This window comes from Variovorax sp. VRV01 (assembly GCF_014852545.1).
In the GTDB taxonomy this organism is placed as follows: Bacteria; Pseudomonadota; Gammaproteobacteria; order Burkholderiales; family Burkholderiaceae_C; genus Variovorax; species Variovorax beijingensis_A.
The window spans coordinates 39196-53986 of record NZ_JACVBS010000008.1 but is presented as its reverse complement, the minus strand read 5'-3'; the positions used below and the strand labels follow the sequence as shown (position 1 = coordinate 53986).

Here is a 14791-nt window from a genome sequence, read left to right as displayed (position 1 = left end):
TGCCTACGACAACCAAAGGCACGTAAACATCCCATGACCGCCGGTCGGCCCCTGCCGCCTTTCCATCAAGCAGCAGTGTCATCACTCGCTGTCATGGCGCGTCAGAACGCGCAGTGAAAAAAACCCCACCGCCCAAACTTGCCGCGACGCCTCGCAAATTCGGATATCGACGAGAAGTTCGGCAGGCACATCCCTGAATAACCCTCGCATCGAAGGAACGTCTGAAGCCTGCTGGTCCGGGCCGTGTGGCGACCGGTCGCTCGGTCGCAGCTCTCGACCGCAGCGTCGACATCCAAGCGTCCCGATTGGGACAGTACCGCAGACAGCCCCAATGTCTAAGAAGATTCGCGCATGTCGAAACAACGATTCCTTCGTTTGCCCTTGCAGCACGCGACCACAGAATCTGCGGCTTCCCGCACTGCCGGGCCACGTCACGAACGAACAGGAGTCCCCGATGAGCGACAGCGCGCCCCCTTCTTCCATCGACACCAGCTTTGGCGATCTGCGCATCCGGCGCGTTGCGGGCCACATCGGCGGCGAGGTGCAGAACCTGAAGCTCTCGGCCAGCCTGTCCCAGGAAGAAATCGCGCAGGTCAATGCCGCGCTGGTGAAGCACAAGGTGCTGTTCTTTCGCGGGCAAGACCATCTCGACGACGCTGAGCACCAGGCCTTCGGCGCGCGCTTCGGCCGCACCGTGGCGCATCCCACGGTGCCCTCGCCCACGGGCACCAAGCTGTTCGAGCTCGACGCTTCCAAGGGCGGCGGACGCGCCGATTCATGGCACACCGACGTGACCTTCGTCGATGCCTTTCCCAAGATCTCCATCCTGCGCGGCGTGAAGATCCCGGCCTATGGCGGCGATACCGTGTGGGCCAACACCGCCCTCGCCTACGAGCGCCTCCCTGCCCACCTCAAGCAGTTGGCCGACCAGCTCTGGGCGGTGCACAGCAACGACTACGACTACGGCGCCGACCGCGTGCAGGTGGAAGAAGAGCGGCTGCGCCACCACCGCAATGTGTTCGTCTCGGCGGTGTACGAGGCCGAGCACCCGGTGGTGCACGTGCACCCGGTCTCCGGCGAGCGCGCGCTGCTGCTCGGGCATTTCGTGAAGAAGCTCGTGGGCCTTTCGAGCACCGAATCGGCGCGCATCTTCGAGCTGCTGCAAAACCGCGTGATCCGCCTGGAGAACACGGTGCGCTGGAGCTGGCGGCAGAACGACGTGGCCATCTGGGACAACCGCGCCACGCAGCACTTCGCGATCAACGACTACGGCAACCAGCCGCGCCTGGTGCGGCGCGTGACGGTGCACGGCGAGGCCGCGATAGCCATCGACGGCCAGCGCAGCCGCACGCGCAGCAGGCCCGAAGCCACGAACGATGCGCGCATCGACGAAGTCATTGCCGCCTCCGCCTGAAACCGCAGCCCGTACCGACCATGACGCACCCTTCCCACTTCGGCCTGCACCGGCGCAGCCTGCTCAAGACCTCGGCCGCGCTCGGCGCCGCATCGCTTCTTCCGGGTCTCCCGGGCCTTGCCGCCGCACAGGGCGGCGCCAAGAAGTTTGCCGGCGTCACACTGAACGTGTCGACCTTCAGCGCCACCTATCCCAAGCTGCTGCAGCAGTGGCTGCCCGAGTTCGAGGCGCTCACTGGCGCCAAGGTCAACTTCGACGCGCCTTCGTTCCCGGTCTACAACCAGCGCGTCGACCTCGAGCTTTCCACGCGCGGCTCGGCCTACGACGTGGTCAACGTCACCTTCATCTACTCGAGCCGCTGGATCAACTCGGGCTGGCTGACACCGCTTGACGACTACATCCGCAATCCCAACCTCACGAGCGCCGATTGGGACCTGAACGACTTCTTGCCCGGCGCACGCGCGCCTGAAACGGGCAAGGACGGCAAGCTCTACGGCATTCCATGGACTGCTGAAGCACTGCTCACCGCATCGTCGCGCTTCGACCTGCTGGAGAAGGCGGGCCTCGCGTTTCCCGACACTACCGACGACCTGGTGAAGGTACTGCGTGCCGTCCACAAGAAAGAGCGCGTGGCCGGCTTCGTGGCCGACAACCACTACGGCTGGACCTTCGTGCCCTACCTGCACGCATTCGGCGGCGACGTGTTCCGCAAGGCGCCCGACGACCTGTTTCCGACGCTCGACACGCCCGAGGCAATTGCCGCCGGCGAGTACTACGCCAACCTGCTGCGCGAGTTCGGGCCCGACGGCGCCATTACCTATCAGCCCGACCAGGTCACCCAGGCGCTGAAGCTGGGCCGTGTCAATTTCACCGATGCCGGGCAGCTGCACCTGGCGCAACTGGGCGATGCTGCGACCAGCAAGACATTGAAGACTGTCAGGTTCGGCCAGGTTCCGAAAGGGCCCGCCGGCCGCTTTCCGGGCACGGCCGTACACGGGCTCGGCATTCCGGCGGGCTCGAAGAACAAGGAGGCCGCGTGGGCCTTCATCCAGTGGGCGCTCAGCAAGCAGATCACGCGCAAGGCAGTGGCCGCAGGCTACGGCTCGCCGGCACGGCGCTCGGACATCGACTCCACCGAGTTCCGCCAGAAGCAGGTCATCAACGGCAGCGACCTGGCCAAGCTTTCGCTCGAGGCGATCGAACTGGCATCGAAGACCGGGCACATGAAGTACCGCACGGTGTCGGTGTATCCGCAGATCGACCAGCAGCTCAACAAGGCCATCGAACTGATTGCGAGCGGCCAGCTGTCGGCGAAGCAGGCGTTCCAGCAGGCGCAGGCCAACTCCATCGCCGAACTGAAGCGCGCAGGCCAGAAGCTGTGAGGCGCTGAGCAATGGCCTCCGTGCTTTTTGCGCCGGGCTGGCAGGCCGAACGGCGGCGCGCCTTCCTGCTCGGGTTGTCGCCGTCGTTGGCGGTGCTGCTGGTCATCACGCTGGTGCCGGCCGCTGCGCTGCTGGTGGCAAGCTTTACACCGCTCAGCCTGACCGATCCCGCCGCGACCTTCCGCTTCGACGACCCGCTGGTCAACTACCGGCAGCTGTTGCACGACAACCGATTTCTCGGATCCATCGCGGTGCAGTTCAAGCTGTCCGCCTCGAGCGTGGCGCTGCAGCTGCTGGTCGGCCTCGGACTTGCACTTCTCTTGAACGGCAAGTCGCGCGTGCTCGAGGGCGCGCGCTCTCTCTTTCTTATTCCGATGGTGCTGCCGCCGATCGTCGTCGCGCTGATCTGGAAGATCATGTACACGCCCGACGTGAGCCCGGTTCACCGCGCGCTGGAGCACCTGGGCTGGCCGGTGCGCTCGCTCATCGCCAACCCCGAGACCGCGCTGTGGGCCATCTCGCTGGCCGACACCTGGCAGTGGTTTCCTTTCACCATGCTGATGGTGCTCGCCTCGCTGCAGATGATTCCGGACGACCCGCTGGAGGCCGCGCGGCTCGAGGGCGCGAACCGCTGGCAGCTGTTCCGCTACATCGTGCTTCCCTACATCCGGCCGGTGCTGGTGGTGTGCGGGCTCTTCAGGCTCATCGACAGCTTCAAGGCCTTTCCGCTCATCTACGTGCTGACCAATGGCGGGCCGGGCAACGTGACCGAGGTCACCAACTACTACGGCTTCATCCAGGCCTTCAACTTCTCTTACTGGGGCTATGCGAGCGCAATTGCCACGGTCATGCTGGTGGGCGTGTTCGTGCTGAGCTGGCTGGTGGGCAAACTGGGGTGGAACGGTCATGAACAGCGCTAGCCGCACCTTGGGCGCATCCGACCTGGCCGGCGCGCATGAAGAAGGCGCCGGCCTCGCGGGCCTCGACACCCCCCCTCGGCAGGGCCCGCCGTGGTGGCGGGTGCACAGCCGCTCGCTCACGGTTGCCGTGCTGGTGCTGCTCGTGCTCTCGCCGTTCCTCTGGCTGGTGCAGCTTTCATTCAAGCCGGCGGCAGACATCTTCGACGACAGCCTGCTCTTCGTGCCCACGCTGGAGGGCTTCGCAAGCCTGCTGCAGGGCAACTTCCTCAAGTCGTTCGGCAACAGCCTGCTGGTGAGCACGCTCTCGACCGGCTTCTCGCTGCTGATCGGTATACCCGCGGCTTATGCGCTCACGCGCTGGAAGTTCAAGGGCCGCGACCGCATCGCGCTGTGGATTCTCGTTACGCGCATGGCGCCCCCCATTGCTTTCACCATTCCGTTCTTCCTGGCCTACCAGTACCTCGGCCTGCAGGACACGGTGATCGGCCTTGCCATCGTGTACCTCACCTTCAACCTGGCCATCGTGATCTGGCTGATGCAGACCTTCTTCGAGGCGGTGCCCGCCTCGCTTGAAGAGGCCGCGTGGATCGACGGCTGCGGCGTGTGGCAGGCATTCTGGCAAGTGGCGCTACCGCTCACCGCGCCGGGCCTCGCTGCCACCGCGGTGATGTGCTTCATCTTCTCGTGGAACGACTTTTTCTATGCGTTGATCCTCACGCGCACCCACGCCATTACCGCGCCTGTCTCCATCGTCAACTTCCTGCAGTACGAAGGCTGGGAGTGGACCAAGATCGCCGCGAGCGGCACGCTGGTGATGCTGCCGGTCATCGCCTTCACGGTGCTGGTGCGCAAGTACCTGGTGCGCGGGTTGACGGCCGGTGGCATCAAGGACTGACGCCTGCCTTTGCGACACACAAGACACACCGAACAAGACCCATGGCCTCCATCACCATTCGCAAGCTCTTCAAGCAGTTCGGCGCCACGCCGGTAATCCGGGGCATCGACATCGATATCCGCGACGGCGAGTTCGTGGCACTGGTGGGCCCGTCAGGCTGCGGCAAGTCGACGCTGCTGCGCGTGATTGCCGGGCTGGAGGCTGCCGACGGCGGCGACATCCTGCTGGGCGAGCGGCGCATCAACGACACCGCACCGCGCGACCGCGACGTGGCGATGGTGTTCCAGAACTACGCGCTCTACCCGCACATGACGGTAGCGCAGAACCTGGGCTTCGGCCTGCAGATCAAGGGCGTCGCGAAGGACCAGATCGCTCGGCGCGTGCAGCAGGCGGCCGACACGCTGGGCCTGGGCGAGCTGCTGCAGCGGCGCCCGCGCCAGCTTTCCGGCGGCCAGCGCCAGCGCGTGGCCATGGGCCGGGCCATTGTGCGGCAGCCGCAGGCTTTCTTGTTCGACGAGCCCTTGTCGAACCTGGACGCCAAGCTGCGCGTGCAGATGCGCACCGAGATCAAGGCGCTGCACCAGCGGCTGGGCACCACCACGGTGTACGTCACGCACGACCAGGTCGAGGCGATGACCATGGCCGACCGCATCGTGGTGCTGAAGGAAGGACGCGTCGAGCAGGTCGGCGAACCGCTCGCCTTGTACGACCGGCCGCGCAATGCCTTCGTGGCCGGCTTCATCGGCTCGCCCGCGATGAATTTCATTCCCGGCCGGTTGCAGCTCGACGGCGCGCCCCACGTGCTGACGGACGACGGCCTGCGGCTGCCGCTGGCCAATGCGTCTGGCGGCACGCACGGGGACCGCGTGCTCTACGGGACGCGTCCGGAGAATTTCACCATCGACGCCGGGCAAGGCCTGCCGGCCGATGTGGTGGTGGTCGAGCCGACCGGATCCGAAACACAGGTGGCATTGCGCCTGGGCGGCCATCCGGTCATGGCCGCGTTTCGCGACCGCATCGATGCGCGCCCCGGCGAGCGGTTGCCGTTGTGGCCGGTGGCGGCCAAGGCACATCTGTTTGATGCGGCGGGCGGACAACGGCTCAACTGACGCGCTGGCCTCTTCGTCTGCTCGCCGGTGCTTTAGGCCGCCGTCGCATTGTTGACTCAGCCTTCATGGCTCAATCACGAACACCATCGCGCCGTGATCGTCGCTGGCCACCTTGAACGCGAGCGCCGCGAACGGCGCACGCGCATCGCATTCGGCCGCATCGCCCGGTTCGGGCAGCCAGTTCACGACCGCATCGAGCAGAGGCTCCACGCCGCGATTCCTGAACGCTGGCCCGGCCAGCACCGGCACGAAAGCATTGGCCAGCACGCCCTTGCGGATGCATGCGTGCAACACGTCGGCGCCGATCTCTTCCCCGGCGAGGTAGGCGTCGGCCGCGGCTTCATCCTGCTCCACCGCCAGCGCCCCGAGGCGTGCGCGATGTTGCTGCGCGGCTTCGCGCATGCCTACCGGCACTTCGCTCTCACGGTACGGCTCGCTCGCATCATCCTTGTTCCAGACTAGCGCGCATGGAACGATGAAAAAACACAAAATCCCGGAGGGACGAGCCTGCCGGGGTTCTCGAAGACCGGAAGGCGCAACGCCGTCCGAACGCGATCGAGGGCGATGTCAGGTGGCGATGAACGCCTCGATGGCTTGAGTGAATGTCATGGTGGGGCGGATCGTGACGGGCCGGCGATTTCTGCATAAGTTGAACGTTGGGCCAATGACACGGGATGCCGCGAGCTCGCCCGAGCCCAATGCTTGCGCGGCGGTTGTCGTTGATGCGCGTTGCTCGCGTTTGGCCGCCGGGTGCGCGGTCAGCGAGGCCAGGTCGTCGCGGTGCCGCAGCCGCGCGTAGCTCGCCAGCTGGCGCCGGAGTGCGTCACCAGCCACTTCGCGCAAGACCCGCGGACTCCCCTCCCCTACGCTGGAACCTGTCCACCGCACGCAGGGTACGGCGCAGGAAACCAAAGCTATGCCGCAGATCGAATCCACCATTTCCGCCAGCAACGCGCCCTTCGCAGCGAACCGCGATCACATGCTGGGCCTGCTGAAACGCGTACGCGACTTCGAGCAGCGAACCCGAGCCAGGTCAGCCGCCTCACGCGAGCGCTTCGAGAAGCGGCAGCAGTTGCTGCCGCGCGAGCGCCTGTCGCTTTTGCTCGATCCCGGCGCGCCGTTCCTCGAGCTGGCCTCCCTGGCAGGGCTCGGCCTGGACACCGCCGATCTCGAAAGGAGCGTGCCCGGCGGCGGCCTGATTGCCGGCATTGGTTTCGTGAGCGGCATCCGCTGCATGGTGCTGGCCTCCGACTCGGGTATCGATGCCGGCGCGTTGCAGCCGATGGGCCTGGACAAGCAGCTGCGCATACAGGAAATCGCTCTGGAGAACAGGCTGCCCTACGTGCAGCTGGTGGAAAGTGCCGGCGCCAACCTGATGCAGTACCGTGTCGAGGATTTCGTACGCGGCGGCAACCTGTTCCGCAACCTGGCGCGCATGTCCGCCGACGGCCTTCCGGTGATCACGGTGACCCACGGCTCGTCCACCGCGGGTGGTGCCTACCAGACCGGGCTGTCGGACTACATCATCCTGGTGCGCGGGCGCTCCCGCGCCTTCCTGGCAGGACCGCCGCTGCTGAAGGCCGCCACCGGCGAGATCGCCACCGAGGAGGAGCTCGGCGGCGCCTTGATGCACACCTCGATCTCGGGACTGGGCGACTACCTGGCCGAGGACGACCGCGATGGCCTGCGCATCGCGCGCGACATCCTGGCTCAGATCGACTGGAACCGGGGCATGCCGGCCGAGCGGCCGCGCGCCTTCAAGCCGCCCCGCCATGACACCGAGGAACTGCTGGGCATCATGCCCGCCGACCACAAGCGGCCCGTCGACATGAAGCAGATCATCGCCCGGATCGCCGACGACTCCGACTTCCTCGAGTTCGGAGAGAACTACGGCAGCGCCACCGTCTGCGGGCACTTCAAGCTGGAAGGCTGGCCCGTCGGCGTGATCACCAACAATGGTCCGATCGACCCGGCCGGTGCCTCCAAGGCGACGCATTTCATCCAGGCCTGCTGCCAGTCGCGCACGCCGATCCTGTACCTGAACAACACCACCGGCTTCATGGTGGGCCGCTCCTACGAGGAAGCCGGGATCATCAAGCACGGGTCCAAGATGATCCAGGCGGTCACGAATGCCACCGTGCCGCAGGTCACGATCTACTGCGGTTCTTCCTACGGCGCCGGCAACTACGCGATGTGCGGACGCGGCTTCCACCCGCGGTTCTGCTTCAGCTGGCCCAACGCCAAGACCGCGGTGATGGGAGGCGAACAGGCGGCGCAGACCATGCGCATCGTCGCGGAAGCCGGCATGCGCCGCAAGGGCCAGGTGGACGAGGCCAGGCTGGACGAGATGGCGCAACGGATCGTCGACCGGTTCGACAGCCAGATGAGCGTCTTCACCACCAGCGCCCACCTGCTCGACGACGGTGTGATCGATCCTCGCGATACCCGTGCGGTCCTGGCGAAGGTTCTGGCCGTCTGCCGCGAGGCGGAGGCTCGCCGGCCGCAGAAGATGCAATTCTCGGTCGCGCGTCCCTGAAGGGAGCATCGAATCCCCATGAGCACCATGACGCCGTTCTCCAAGATCCTCGTTGCCAACCGAGGCGAGATTGCGCTGCGCGTCATGCGCAGCGCGAAGATCCTCGGATACCGCACCGTGGCCGTGTACTCTTCAGCTGACGCGCGGGCCGCCCACGTGGCTGCGGCGGACCAGGCCGTCTGCATCGGCGAGCCGCTTCCCGCGCAGTCTTATCTGCGCATCCCCGCCATCATCGATGCGGCGCGTGCGAGCGGTGCCGATGCGGTCCATCCGGGCTACGGATTCCTCGCGGAAAACGAAGATTTCGCCGCGACCTGCCGCGAGTCAGGACTGGTCTTCATCGGCCCGTCGCCGGAAGCGATCCGGGCGATGGGGGACAAGGCCGGCGCCAAGCAGTTGATGATGCAGGCCGGCGTGCCATGCATTCCCGGCTACCTGGGCGAGGACCAGAGCGAGCCGCACCTGGCCGACGAAGCCGCCCGGCTGGGCTACCCCGTGATGATCAAGGCCACTGCCGGCGGCGGTGGTCGCGGCATGCGGCTGGTGAAGTCGCATGGAGAATTCGTGGAGTTGCTGCGCAGCGCACAGTCGGAGGCGAAGAATGCCTTCGGCAATGCCACCGTGCTCCTGGAGCGCGCCATCGTGGAGCCGCGCCACATCGAGATCCAGGTGTTCGCCGACCGCCACGGCAACGCGCTGCACCTCGGAGAGCGCGACTGCTCGGTGCAGCGGCGCCACCAGAAGGTGATCGAGGAAGCGCCGTCGCCAGCGGTCGACGCGCAGCTGCGCGCGCGCATGGGGGCCACCGCAGTGGCTGCGGTCAAAGCGATCGGTTACGAGGGCGCGGGGACGCTGGAGTTCCTGCTGGACCGCGATGGCAACTACTATTTCATGGAGATGAACACCCGGCTGCAAGTGGAGCATCCGGTGACCGAGGCGATCACGGGGCTTGACCTCGTGGAGTGGCAACTTCGGGTGGCCGCCGGCGAGCCGCTGCCGCTGGCGCAGGAGGACATCCGATTTCAGGGCCATGCCATCGAGGTGCGCCTGTGCGCAGAGGACGTGCCCGCCGGGTTCATGCCGCAGAGTGGGACGATGCGGCGCTGGCAACCGCCGCATGGGTTGCGCGTCGAGCACGCCCTTGGCGATGGCGCCGTCATTCCGCCCTGCTACGACTCCATGATCGCGAAACTGATCGCCCACGGACGCAGCCGCGACGAAGCCCGGCGCAAGCTGCTGCACGGGCTGCAGGACACCGTGGCGCTCGGCGTTCGCACCAACCAGGATTTCCTCGCCCGCTGCCTGGCACAGCCCGTGTTCGCGGCCGGCGGTGCCACCACGGCCTTCATTGCGCAGCATGAAGGCGATCTCCTGCAGCCAGAGGAAGCCGCGGGCGCCAGCGCCGCACTCATCGGCGCCTGGCTGCTGTACGAAACCGCGGGCGAGGCCAGGCATGGGACCGGCAGCCGCAGGCTTGCGCATGGGCTGCCGATCGGGATGCGCTTCTCGCTGGACGGGAGCGATTGCCAGGTCGGCGTGTCCCAGACCCGGGCGCAGGTCTTCACGCTCACGGCGAACGGAGTCGAGCACGTTCTGGAGGCCATCGCCCTCGGCGAGCATGACGCGCGATTCATCCTCGACGGCGTGATGGACAGCACCGTGTTCGACCGTGACGGCAACAGCCTCTGGCTGCGCTATGCAGGGCACCCCCACGCTTTGGAAGACCGCACTCGTTCCGCGCCGGCGCGGCGCGAAGACGGTGGCGGCGACGGCCGGGTGCGCGCATCCATGAACGGACGCGTGATCGCCTTGCATGCTGCACCGGGGGACAAGGTGACGGCGGGCCAGCCCCTGGTGACGCTCGAAGCCATGAAGATGGAGCACGTCCACAACGCCTGCGCCACGGGAACCCTGCTGGCCGTGCACGTGGCCGTTGGCGACCAGGTCGAGGCGCAGCGCGTCGTGGCTGAGATTCAGGCCGAGGCACAGCCTGGTGAAGGCGCAGCGAAATGAGCGAAGCACCCCATTCGCAGCCCGAGGTAATGCATGAAGTGCGCGGCCACAGCTTCTGGATCACCATCAACCGTCCCGAGAAGCGCCATGCGGCACCGGTGTCATCGCCGGTATGCGGGAAGGCATCCGCCAGGCCTGAGCCGAGGCGGGCATCCGCGCCATCGTGCTCACCGGGGCCGGCCACTTTGCCGCTGGTCGTGCGTATCAAGCCTGCTGCAAAAGGATGCCGCTGGGACAGGAGGCAAGTCGAGCCCCATCAAATCCTCAAAAGGCGCTTCATCAAGAGTGTTGGGTAATCTTGCCGATGTCCCGCTACGGCATATACGAAAGTGTCGTCGCCGATACGCCGATAGACCAGCTTGTGGTGTGAGGTAAAGACGTTTTGATATTCGAAGATGCCAACGGACGAAAGTTCTTGGACGGGCGCCCCAGTCAAGAACCCTGTGTCAACCAGCGCCAGTTTCTCGAAGATCGCGTCTTCGGCCTTGAGCCAGTCGGCTTCGCTCCACTTGTCGAGCATGTATTCCTGAAGCGAGAGCAAGTCCTCCTGGGCATCGGGAAGAATGTAAATGGCCATTACTTGCGGCGTTGGCGAGCCGCGGCCAGTTGCGCGCGGGACTCGGCAACGGAAATTCCTTTGCCCCGCATGCGCTCTTTCTCGCCCAAGGCCATGATTTTCAAGGCAGCGATCAGCGATTCCTTTTCCTGAAACTGCTTGACGCTTTCAATCACCATGCTTGCTTCTCCATTCTGGGTGATGAAGAAGGGTGTGCCATTCATCTCCAGATCTTCGGCGATTTGGGCCGCATGGCTTTTCAGGTAGGAGATGGACTTGATGTTGGAGATGGATGGCATGGCGGTCCTTGAGCGCATATGGGACCAAATTTAGTACCGAATTTAGTTGGCGTCAAGCGGTGGCAATTCGTGAACTTGTTTGCAGAATTGGTTTTAAGTAATAAACACTGCGCGCGACAGGATGTACTTGAAGCTACATTTTGTAGACCAAGAACCGCCGGCATTTTTGGTCACCGCAAGAGCCGGCAATCGGGGAATCGAATGCCTCTCCTGTTCCTGATGAGGCTGCAGCATGTGCAGCTTCCGGTGCGAGTGGCCGATCCGGAGGAAATCCGGTGTGTCTCGGTGCTGCTGGCCACAGGCCTGATCGAAGCCGAGATCAGGGCGCTCAGGTCAAGCGCGCGATACGCCGCATCACAGGTGGCGACGGTGATCCGCATCACCGAGGACGGCCTGGCCGAGATCGCGAAGATGGGCGACGTCCCGGAACTCGTGAAGACCTCCATGCGGTTCGCCCGGGGATTGCGCCTGATGTGACCGCGGGCGCACCGGCCGCGCTGGGCGCGTCGGCGGCGGTCCGAGCCATGGACATCCCTCGTGCAGCAAGAGATGATGTACGCACAGATATTGGCGGACGTGCTGGGGATACCTCTCTGCGCGGGCAGGCCAAGTTCTCATAGGTCGGCACCTGCGGCAGAATTTTTCGGTCGCGCGGCACTTCGCGGCCCGGGAATCCGCTGCGCTTATTCGGTCAGTGCGCGCCGCACGTCGTCTTGCAAGCTGCGCAGGTGGCTGCGCATGGCCGCGCGGGCGCGCTCGGCATCGCGAGAGCGCAGGGCCGCGACGATCTCGCCGTGCTCGTCGTGATTCTCGCGCTGGCGATGCAGCGGGCTGTGCAGGCGGAAAAGCCGGGCGTTGACCCGCAGTTCTTCCACCAGCCGCGGAAACACCACGTTGCCGCTGGCGCTTGCAATGACCAGATGGAAATGATCGTCAAAGTGAAAGTGCTCGATCTCGCTGTGCTCGCCGCTGTGCAACGCCTTGCCTTGGGCTTCCAGCTCGTCGATCTGCGCATCGGTGATCTTGGCCACCGCGAGGGCAATGCATTCGCACTCGATCACCTCGCGGGCACGCATGCAGTCGAAGTACTCCTTGGTGCCGAGCGCCCGAACGGCATAGGAACGTGCATCGCGTCGCACCAGCAGGCCCTCGCCGGCCAGTCGTACCAGTGCCTCGCGCATCGGTGTGCGGGAGATGCGCAGTTCCTCCGCCAGGCGTGCCTCCTGCAGCGGGCTGCCCGCCGAGATCTGGCGGTCGAGGATGAGCGTGCGCAGTCGCGCGTAGGCCTGCTCGGCCAGGCTGGCGGAGCGAACCTCCAGCGGAGCGATCGTGATGGTGGCGGGTTGCGTAGGGCTGGGAAGGCTGGGCATGCGGAGAACGGCGAAGGCCACGGGCGGGCAAGCTTAGCAGGGCCTGGCGGCGCGCACCGATGGCCTCACAGCCACTTGGCGAGCGGATTGCCGTCGTTCGGCGCGCGCGGCCGCAGGCACGGCAGGAACTCGCCCGATCCGGGCTCGGCCTGGAACACGCCGTCCTGCCACACCACGCGGCCGCGCGACACCGTGAGGCCGGGCCAGGCGCGCAGCTTCATGCCCTCGTAGGGCGTGTAGTCGGCGGCGTGATGCAGCATCTCGTTGCTCAGCAGCTTCTCCTCGCCCTCGGCGAAGAGGTCCCACACGACGAAGTCGGCATCGCTGCCGACCGCGATCGTGCCCTTGCGCGGGTACAGGCCGTAGAGCCGTGCGGGATTGGTGGCCGTGAGCTCGACGAAGCGGTGGATGTCGATGCGCCCCTTCAGCACGCCCTCGCTCATGAGTAGCGGCAGGCGCGTCTCCACGCCCGGGATGCCGTTGGGGATGCGGTCGAAGGAGGCGTTGTCGCCGGCCACCCGCTTGCCGTCGGGGCCATTCATGTTGAAAGGTGCGTGGTCGGACGAGACGATCGTGAAGAGGCCGCTGGCGAGACCGTTCCAGATGAAGGGCTGGTTCGCCTTGTCGCGCGGCGGCGGGCTGCAGATGCAGCGCGCGCCGTGCATCGGGTCGTCCGGATCGATGCCGAAGTCCTCGGCGCTGAGAAACAGGTACTGCGGGCAGGTCTCGGCATGGATCGGCAGGCCGCGCCCGCGCGCCCAGTGGATCTGCTCGACCGCCTCGCGGCCCGAGACGTGGACGATCAGGATCGGCGTGTCGACCAGCTCCGCGAGCGCGATCGCGCGATGCGTCGCCTCGCGCTCCACCGCCATCGGCCGCGAGCTCGCGTGGTAGCGCGGCGCGGTCAGGCCCGCCTCGAGCAACTGCTCGGTGAGCCAGGCGATGCAGTCGCTGTTCTCGGCGTGGATCATCGTCATGGCCCCGTGGCGGCGCGCGGTGGCGAGCACCTCGAGGATCTGCCGGTCCTCGAGCTTGAGGTCGTCGTAGGTCATGTAGATCTTGAAGGAGGTGTACCCCTTCTCGATCAGCATCGGGAGCTCGCGCTGCGTCACGTCGCGCGTGGCGTCGGCGACGATCAGGTGGAAGGCGTAGTCGATCACCGCCTTGCCCTCGGCGCGGCGGTGGTAGTCGTCGACCGCCTCCTGGACGCTGCGGCCCTTCTGCTGCGCCGCGAAAGGAAGCACGGTGGTGGTGCCGCCGCAGGCCGCGGAACGCGTGCCCGAGAGGAAGTCGTCGGCGAAGCGCGAGCCGTCGCTGGTGGGCTGGTCGAAGTGGCAATGGCCGTCGACGCCGCCCGGCGTCACGAGCCGGCCGCGCGCATCGATCTCGCGCGCGGCGCCGGCCTCGAGCCCTTGGGCGATGGCGCAGATGCGCCCGTCCCGCACGCCGATGTCGGCGGTATAGCGGTCGCCGACGGTGGCGATGTCGGCGTTGCGCAGGATCAGGTCGTAGCGGGTGGTGTTCATGGCGCGGGGTGGCTTCAGCGCTGCTCAAGCGCGGGTTCGGCGGGGATCGGCGGCGCGCCGGCGTCGCCGTGGGCTCGGCCATAGTGGCGCTCGATGCGGCGCTGGATGAAGTCCCAGGCGGTGGTCATCAGCAGGTAGTAGATCGCCGCCACGATGAACAGCTCGAGCACCATGAACTTCTCCTGGATCAGCACCTGGGTGCGCCGCAGCAGCTCCTCCATCGAGATCACGGAAGTGATCGAGGTGGTCTTGAGCAGCCCGTTGATGCTGTTGCCGAGCGTCGGCACGATCAACCGCATCGCCTGCGGCATCACGATGTAGCGCATGGTCTGCGCGCTGCTGAAGCCCACGGCGCGCGCGGCGTTGGTCTGGCCCGGGGGAACCGACTGGATGCCGCCGCGCACGATCTCCGCCAGGTAGGCGGCTTCGTTGAGGATCAGCCCGAGCAGCGCCGACTCGATGACCGAGAGCTTCAGCCCGAGCTGCGGCAGTCCCGTGTAGATGATGATCAGCTGCACCAGTAGCGGCGTACCGCGGAACACCCAGATGTAGAAGTGCGCCGGCGCGCACAGCCAGCGGCGGCTCGACAGCCGCGCCAGCGCCAGCGCGAAGCCCACGACGAGGCCGCCTGCGATGGCCGCGAGCGTGAGCCACAGCGTGGTCACCGCGCCGCTGAGGAGGTACGGATTGAACAGGTAGTCGACGAACCCCGACCAGCTCCAGCCTTGTCCCATGAGCGTTCCTTCGCGTGCCTGATGGCGTTGGCGCCGG

At 66.1% G+C, this 14791-nt stretch carries 15 protein-coding genes; 8 read left to right on the top strand and 7 right to left on the bottom strand.

Annotated features, from left to right (window positions below; genetic code table 11):
- The first annotated feature begins 454 nt into the window (after window positions 1–454).
- The 5 genes from IB278_RS15705 to IB278_RS15685 are packed head-to-tail and all read left to right on the top strand — an operon-like array spanning window position 455 to window position 5720.
- Window positions 455–1414: a TauD/TfdA dioxygenase family protein gene (locus IB278_RS15705; protein ID WP_192323999.1), complete on the top strand. Its 960-nt coding sequence runs from the start codon at window positions 455–457 to the stop codon at window positions 1412–1414.
- Between the two features lie 20 nt (window positions 1415–1434).
- Window positions 1435–2796 carry an ABC transporter substrate-binding protein gene (locus IB278_RS15700; RefSeq protein WP_192323997.1) on the top strand — a complete coding sequence of 454 codons (1362 nt, stop codon included), beginning with the start codon at window positions 1435–1437 and terminating at the stop codon, window positions 2794–2796.
- Between the two features lie 11 nt (window positions 2797–2807).
- On the top strand, window positions 2808–3716 hold the full coding sequence (locus IB278_RS15695) for a carbohydrate ABC transporter permease (RefSeq protein ID WP_192323995.1): 909 nt from the start codon (window positions 2808–2810) through the stop codon (window positions 3714–3716).
- The gene (locus IB278_RS15690; protein ID WP_192323993.1) at window positions 3703–4611 is read left to right on the top strand and encodes a carbohydrate ABC transporter permease; all 909 of its coding nucleotides are present in this window, start codon (window positions 3703–3705) and stop codon (window positions 4609–4611) included. Before IB278_RS15695 ends, IB278_RS15690 begins: the two co-directional genes overlap by 14 nt.
- A 41-nt stretch (window positions 4612–4652) precedes the next feature.
- Window positions 4653–5720 carry an ABC transporter ATP-binding protein gene (locus tag IB278_RS15685; RefSeq protein ID WP_192323991.1) on the top strand — a complete coding sequence of 356 codons (1068 nt, stop codon included), beginning with the start codon at window positions 4653–4655 and terminating at the stop codon, window positions 5718–5720.
- 63 nt (window positions 5721–5783) lie between these two features.
- On the opposite strand, the gene IB278_RS15680 is transcribed toward IB278_RS15685, so the two are convergent.
- Together IB278_RS15680 and IB278_RS15675 are read right to left on the bottom strand one after the other, a co-directional pair.
- Window positions 5784–6122 (bottom strand): hypothetical protein, encoded by a 339-nt coding sequence (locus tag IB278_RS15680; protein ID WP_318646685.1) that lies wholly within the window; start codon window positions 6120–6122, stop codon window positions 5784–5786.
- A 165-nt stretch (window positions 6123–6287) separates the two neighbouring features.
- Window positions 6288–6563 carry a hypothetical protein gene (locus IB278_RS15675; protein ID WP_192323989.1) on the bottom strand — a complete coding sequence of 92 codons (276 nt, stop codon included), beginning with the start codon at window positions 6561–6563 and terminating at the stop codon, window positions 6288–6290.
- A 73-nt stretch (window positions 6564–6636) separates the two neighbouring features.
- Here IB278_RS15675 and IB278_RS15670 point away from each other — a divergent pair, with 73 nt between their 5' ends.
- Window positions 6637–8256, top strand: a complete 1620-nt coding sequence (locus tag IB278_RS15670; protein WP_192323987.1) for an acyl-CoA carboxylase subunit beta — start codon at window positions 6637–6639, stop codon at window positions 8254–8256.
- An 18-nt stretch (window positions 8257–8274) separates the two neighbouring features.
- Window positions 8275–10269 (top strand): acetyl-CoA carboxylase biotin carboxylase subunit, encoded by a 1995-nt coding sequence (locus IB278_RS15665; RefSeq protein ID WP_318646684.1) that lies wholly within the window; start codon window positions 8275–8277, stop codon window positions 10267–10269.
- A 256-nt stretch (window positions 10270–10525) separates the two neighbouring features.
- On the opposite strand, the gene IB278_RS15660 is transcribed toward IB278_RS15665, so the two are convergent.
- Together IB278_RS15660 and IB278_RS15655 are read right to left on the bottom strand one after the other, a co-directional pair.
- Window positions 10526–10846 carry a type II toxin-antitoxin system RelE/ParE family toxin gene (locus IB278_RS15660; RefSeq protein ID WP_145744505.1) on the bottom strand — a complete coding sequence of 107 codons (321 nt, stop codon included), beginning with the start codon at window positions 10844–10846 and terminating at the stop codon, window positions 10526–10528.
- Window positions 10846–11124: a type II toxin-antitoxin system Phd/YefM family antitoxin gene (locus tag IB278_RS15655; RefSeq protein WP_145744503.1), complete on the bottom strand. Its 279-nt coding sequence runs from the start codon at window positions 11122–11124 to the stop codon at window positions 10846–10848. Before IB278_RS15655 ends, IB278_RS15660 begins: the two co-directional genes overlap by 1 nt.
- 201 nt (window positions 11125–11325) lie before the next feature.
- Between IB278_RS15655 and IB278_RS15650 the strand changes: the two genes are divergently transcribed.
- Window positions 11326–11601 (top strand): hypothetical protein, encoded by a 276-nt coding sequence (locus IB278_RS15650; protein ID WP_192323985.1) that lies wholly within the window; start codon window positions 11326–11328, stop codon window positions 11599–11601.
- A 206-nt stretch (window positions 11602–11807) separates the two neighbouring features.
- Here the strand turns inward: IB278_RS15650 and IB278_RS15645 are convergent, their stop codons facing one another.
- From IB278_RS15645 to IB278_RS15635, 3 genes are all read right to left on the bottom strand, one after another.
- A complete protein-coding gene (locus tag IB278_RS15645; protein ID WP_192323983.1) occupies window positions 11808–12494 on the bottom strand; it encodes a GntR family transcriptional regulator in 687 nt (228 codons plus the stop codon).
- Window positions 12495–12559: 65 nt separating this feature from the next.
- Entirely contained in the window at window positions 12560–14020 is a 1461-nt protein-coding gene (gene hydA, locus IB278_RS15640) for a dihydropyrimidinase (protein ID WP_192323981.1), read from the bottom strand.
- A gap of 14 nt (window positions 14021–14034) precedes the next feature.
- Window positions 14035–14754: an amino acid ABC transporter permease gene (locus tag IB278_RS15635; RefSeq protein WP_145744497.1), complete on the bottom strand. Its 720-nt coding sequence runs from the start codon at window positions 14752–14754 to the stop codon at window positions 14035–14037.
- Window positions 14755–14791: the final 37 nt, after the last annotated feature.

Bases quoted from the DNA above. Each gene is read 5' to 3' on its own strand.
- IB278_RS15705 (WP_192323999.1), top strand. From the start codon at position 455: ATGAGCGACAGCGCGCCCCCTTCTTCCATCGACACCAGCTTTGGCGAT.
- IB278_RS15700 (WP_192323997.1), top strand. From the start codon at position 1,435: ATGACGCACCCTTCCCACTTCGGCCTGCACCGGCGCAGCCTGCTCAAG.
- IB278_RS15695 (WP_192323995.1), top strand. From the start codon at position 2,808: ATGGCCTCCGTGCTTTTTGCGCCGGGCTGGCAGGCCGAACGGCGGCGC.
- IB278_RS15690 (WP_192323993.1), top strand. From the start codon at position 3,703: ATGAACAGCGCTAGCCGCACCTTGGGCGCATCCGACCTGGCCGGCGCG.
- IB278_RS15685 (WP_192323991.1), top strand. From the start codon at position 4,653: ATGGCCTCCATCACCATTCGCAAGCTCTTCAAGCAGTTCGGCGCCACG.
- IB278_RS15680 (WP_318646685.1), bottom strand. From the start codon at position 6,122: ATGCGCGAAGCCGCGCAGCAACATCGCGCACGCCTCGGGGCGCTGGCG.
- IB278_RS15670 (WP_192323987.1), top strand. From the start codon at position 6,637: ATGCCGCAGATCGAATCCACCATTTCCGCCAGCAACGCGCCCTTCGCA.
- IB278_RS15665 (WP_318646684.1), top strand. From the start codon at position 8,275: ATGAGCACCATGACGCCGTTCTCCAAGATCCTCGTTGCCAACCGAGGC.
- IB278_RS15660 (WP_145744505.1), bottom strand. From the start codon at position 10,846: ATGGCCATTTACATTCTTCCCGATGCCCAGGAGGACTTGCTCTCGCTT.
- IB278_RS15655 (WP_145744503.1), bottom strand. From the start codon at position 11,124: ATGCCATCCATCTCCAACATCAAGTCCATCTCCTACCTGAAAAGCCAT.
- IB278_RS15650 (WP_192323985.1), top strand. From the start codon at position 11,326: ATGCCTCTCCTGTTCCTGATGAGGCTGCAGCATGTGCAGCTTCCGGTG.
- IB278_RS15645 (WP_192323983.1), bottom strand. From the start codon at position 12,494: ATGCCCAGCCTTCCCAGCCCTACGCAACCCGCCACCATCACGATCGCT.
- hydA (WP_192323981.1), bottom strand. From the start codon at position 14,020: ATGAACACCACCCGCTACGACCTGATCCTGCGCAACGCCGACATCGCC.
- IB278_RS15635 (WP_145744497.1), bottom strand. From the start codon at position 14,754: ATGGGACAAGGCTGGAGCTGGTCGGGGTTCGTCGACTACCTGTTCAAT.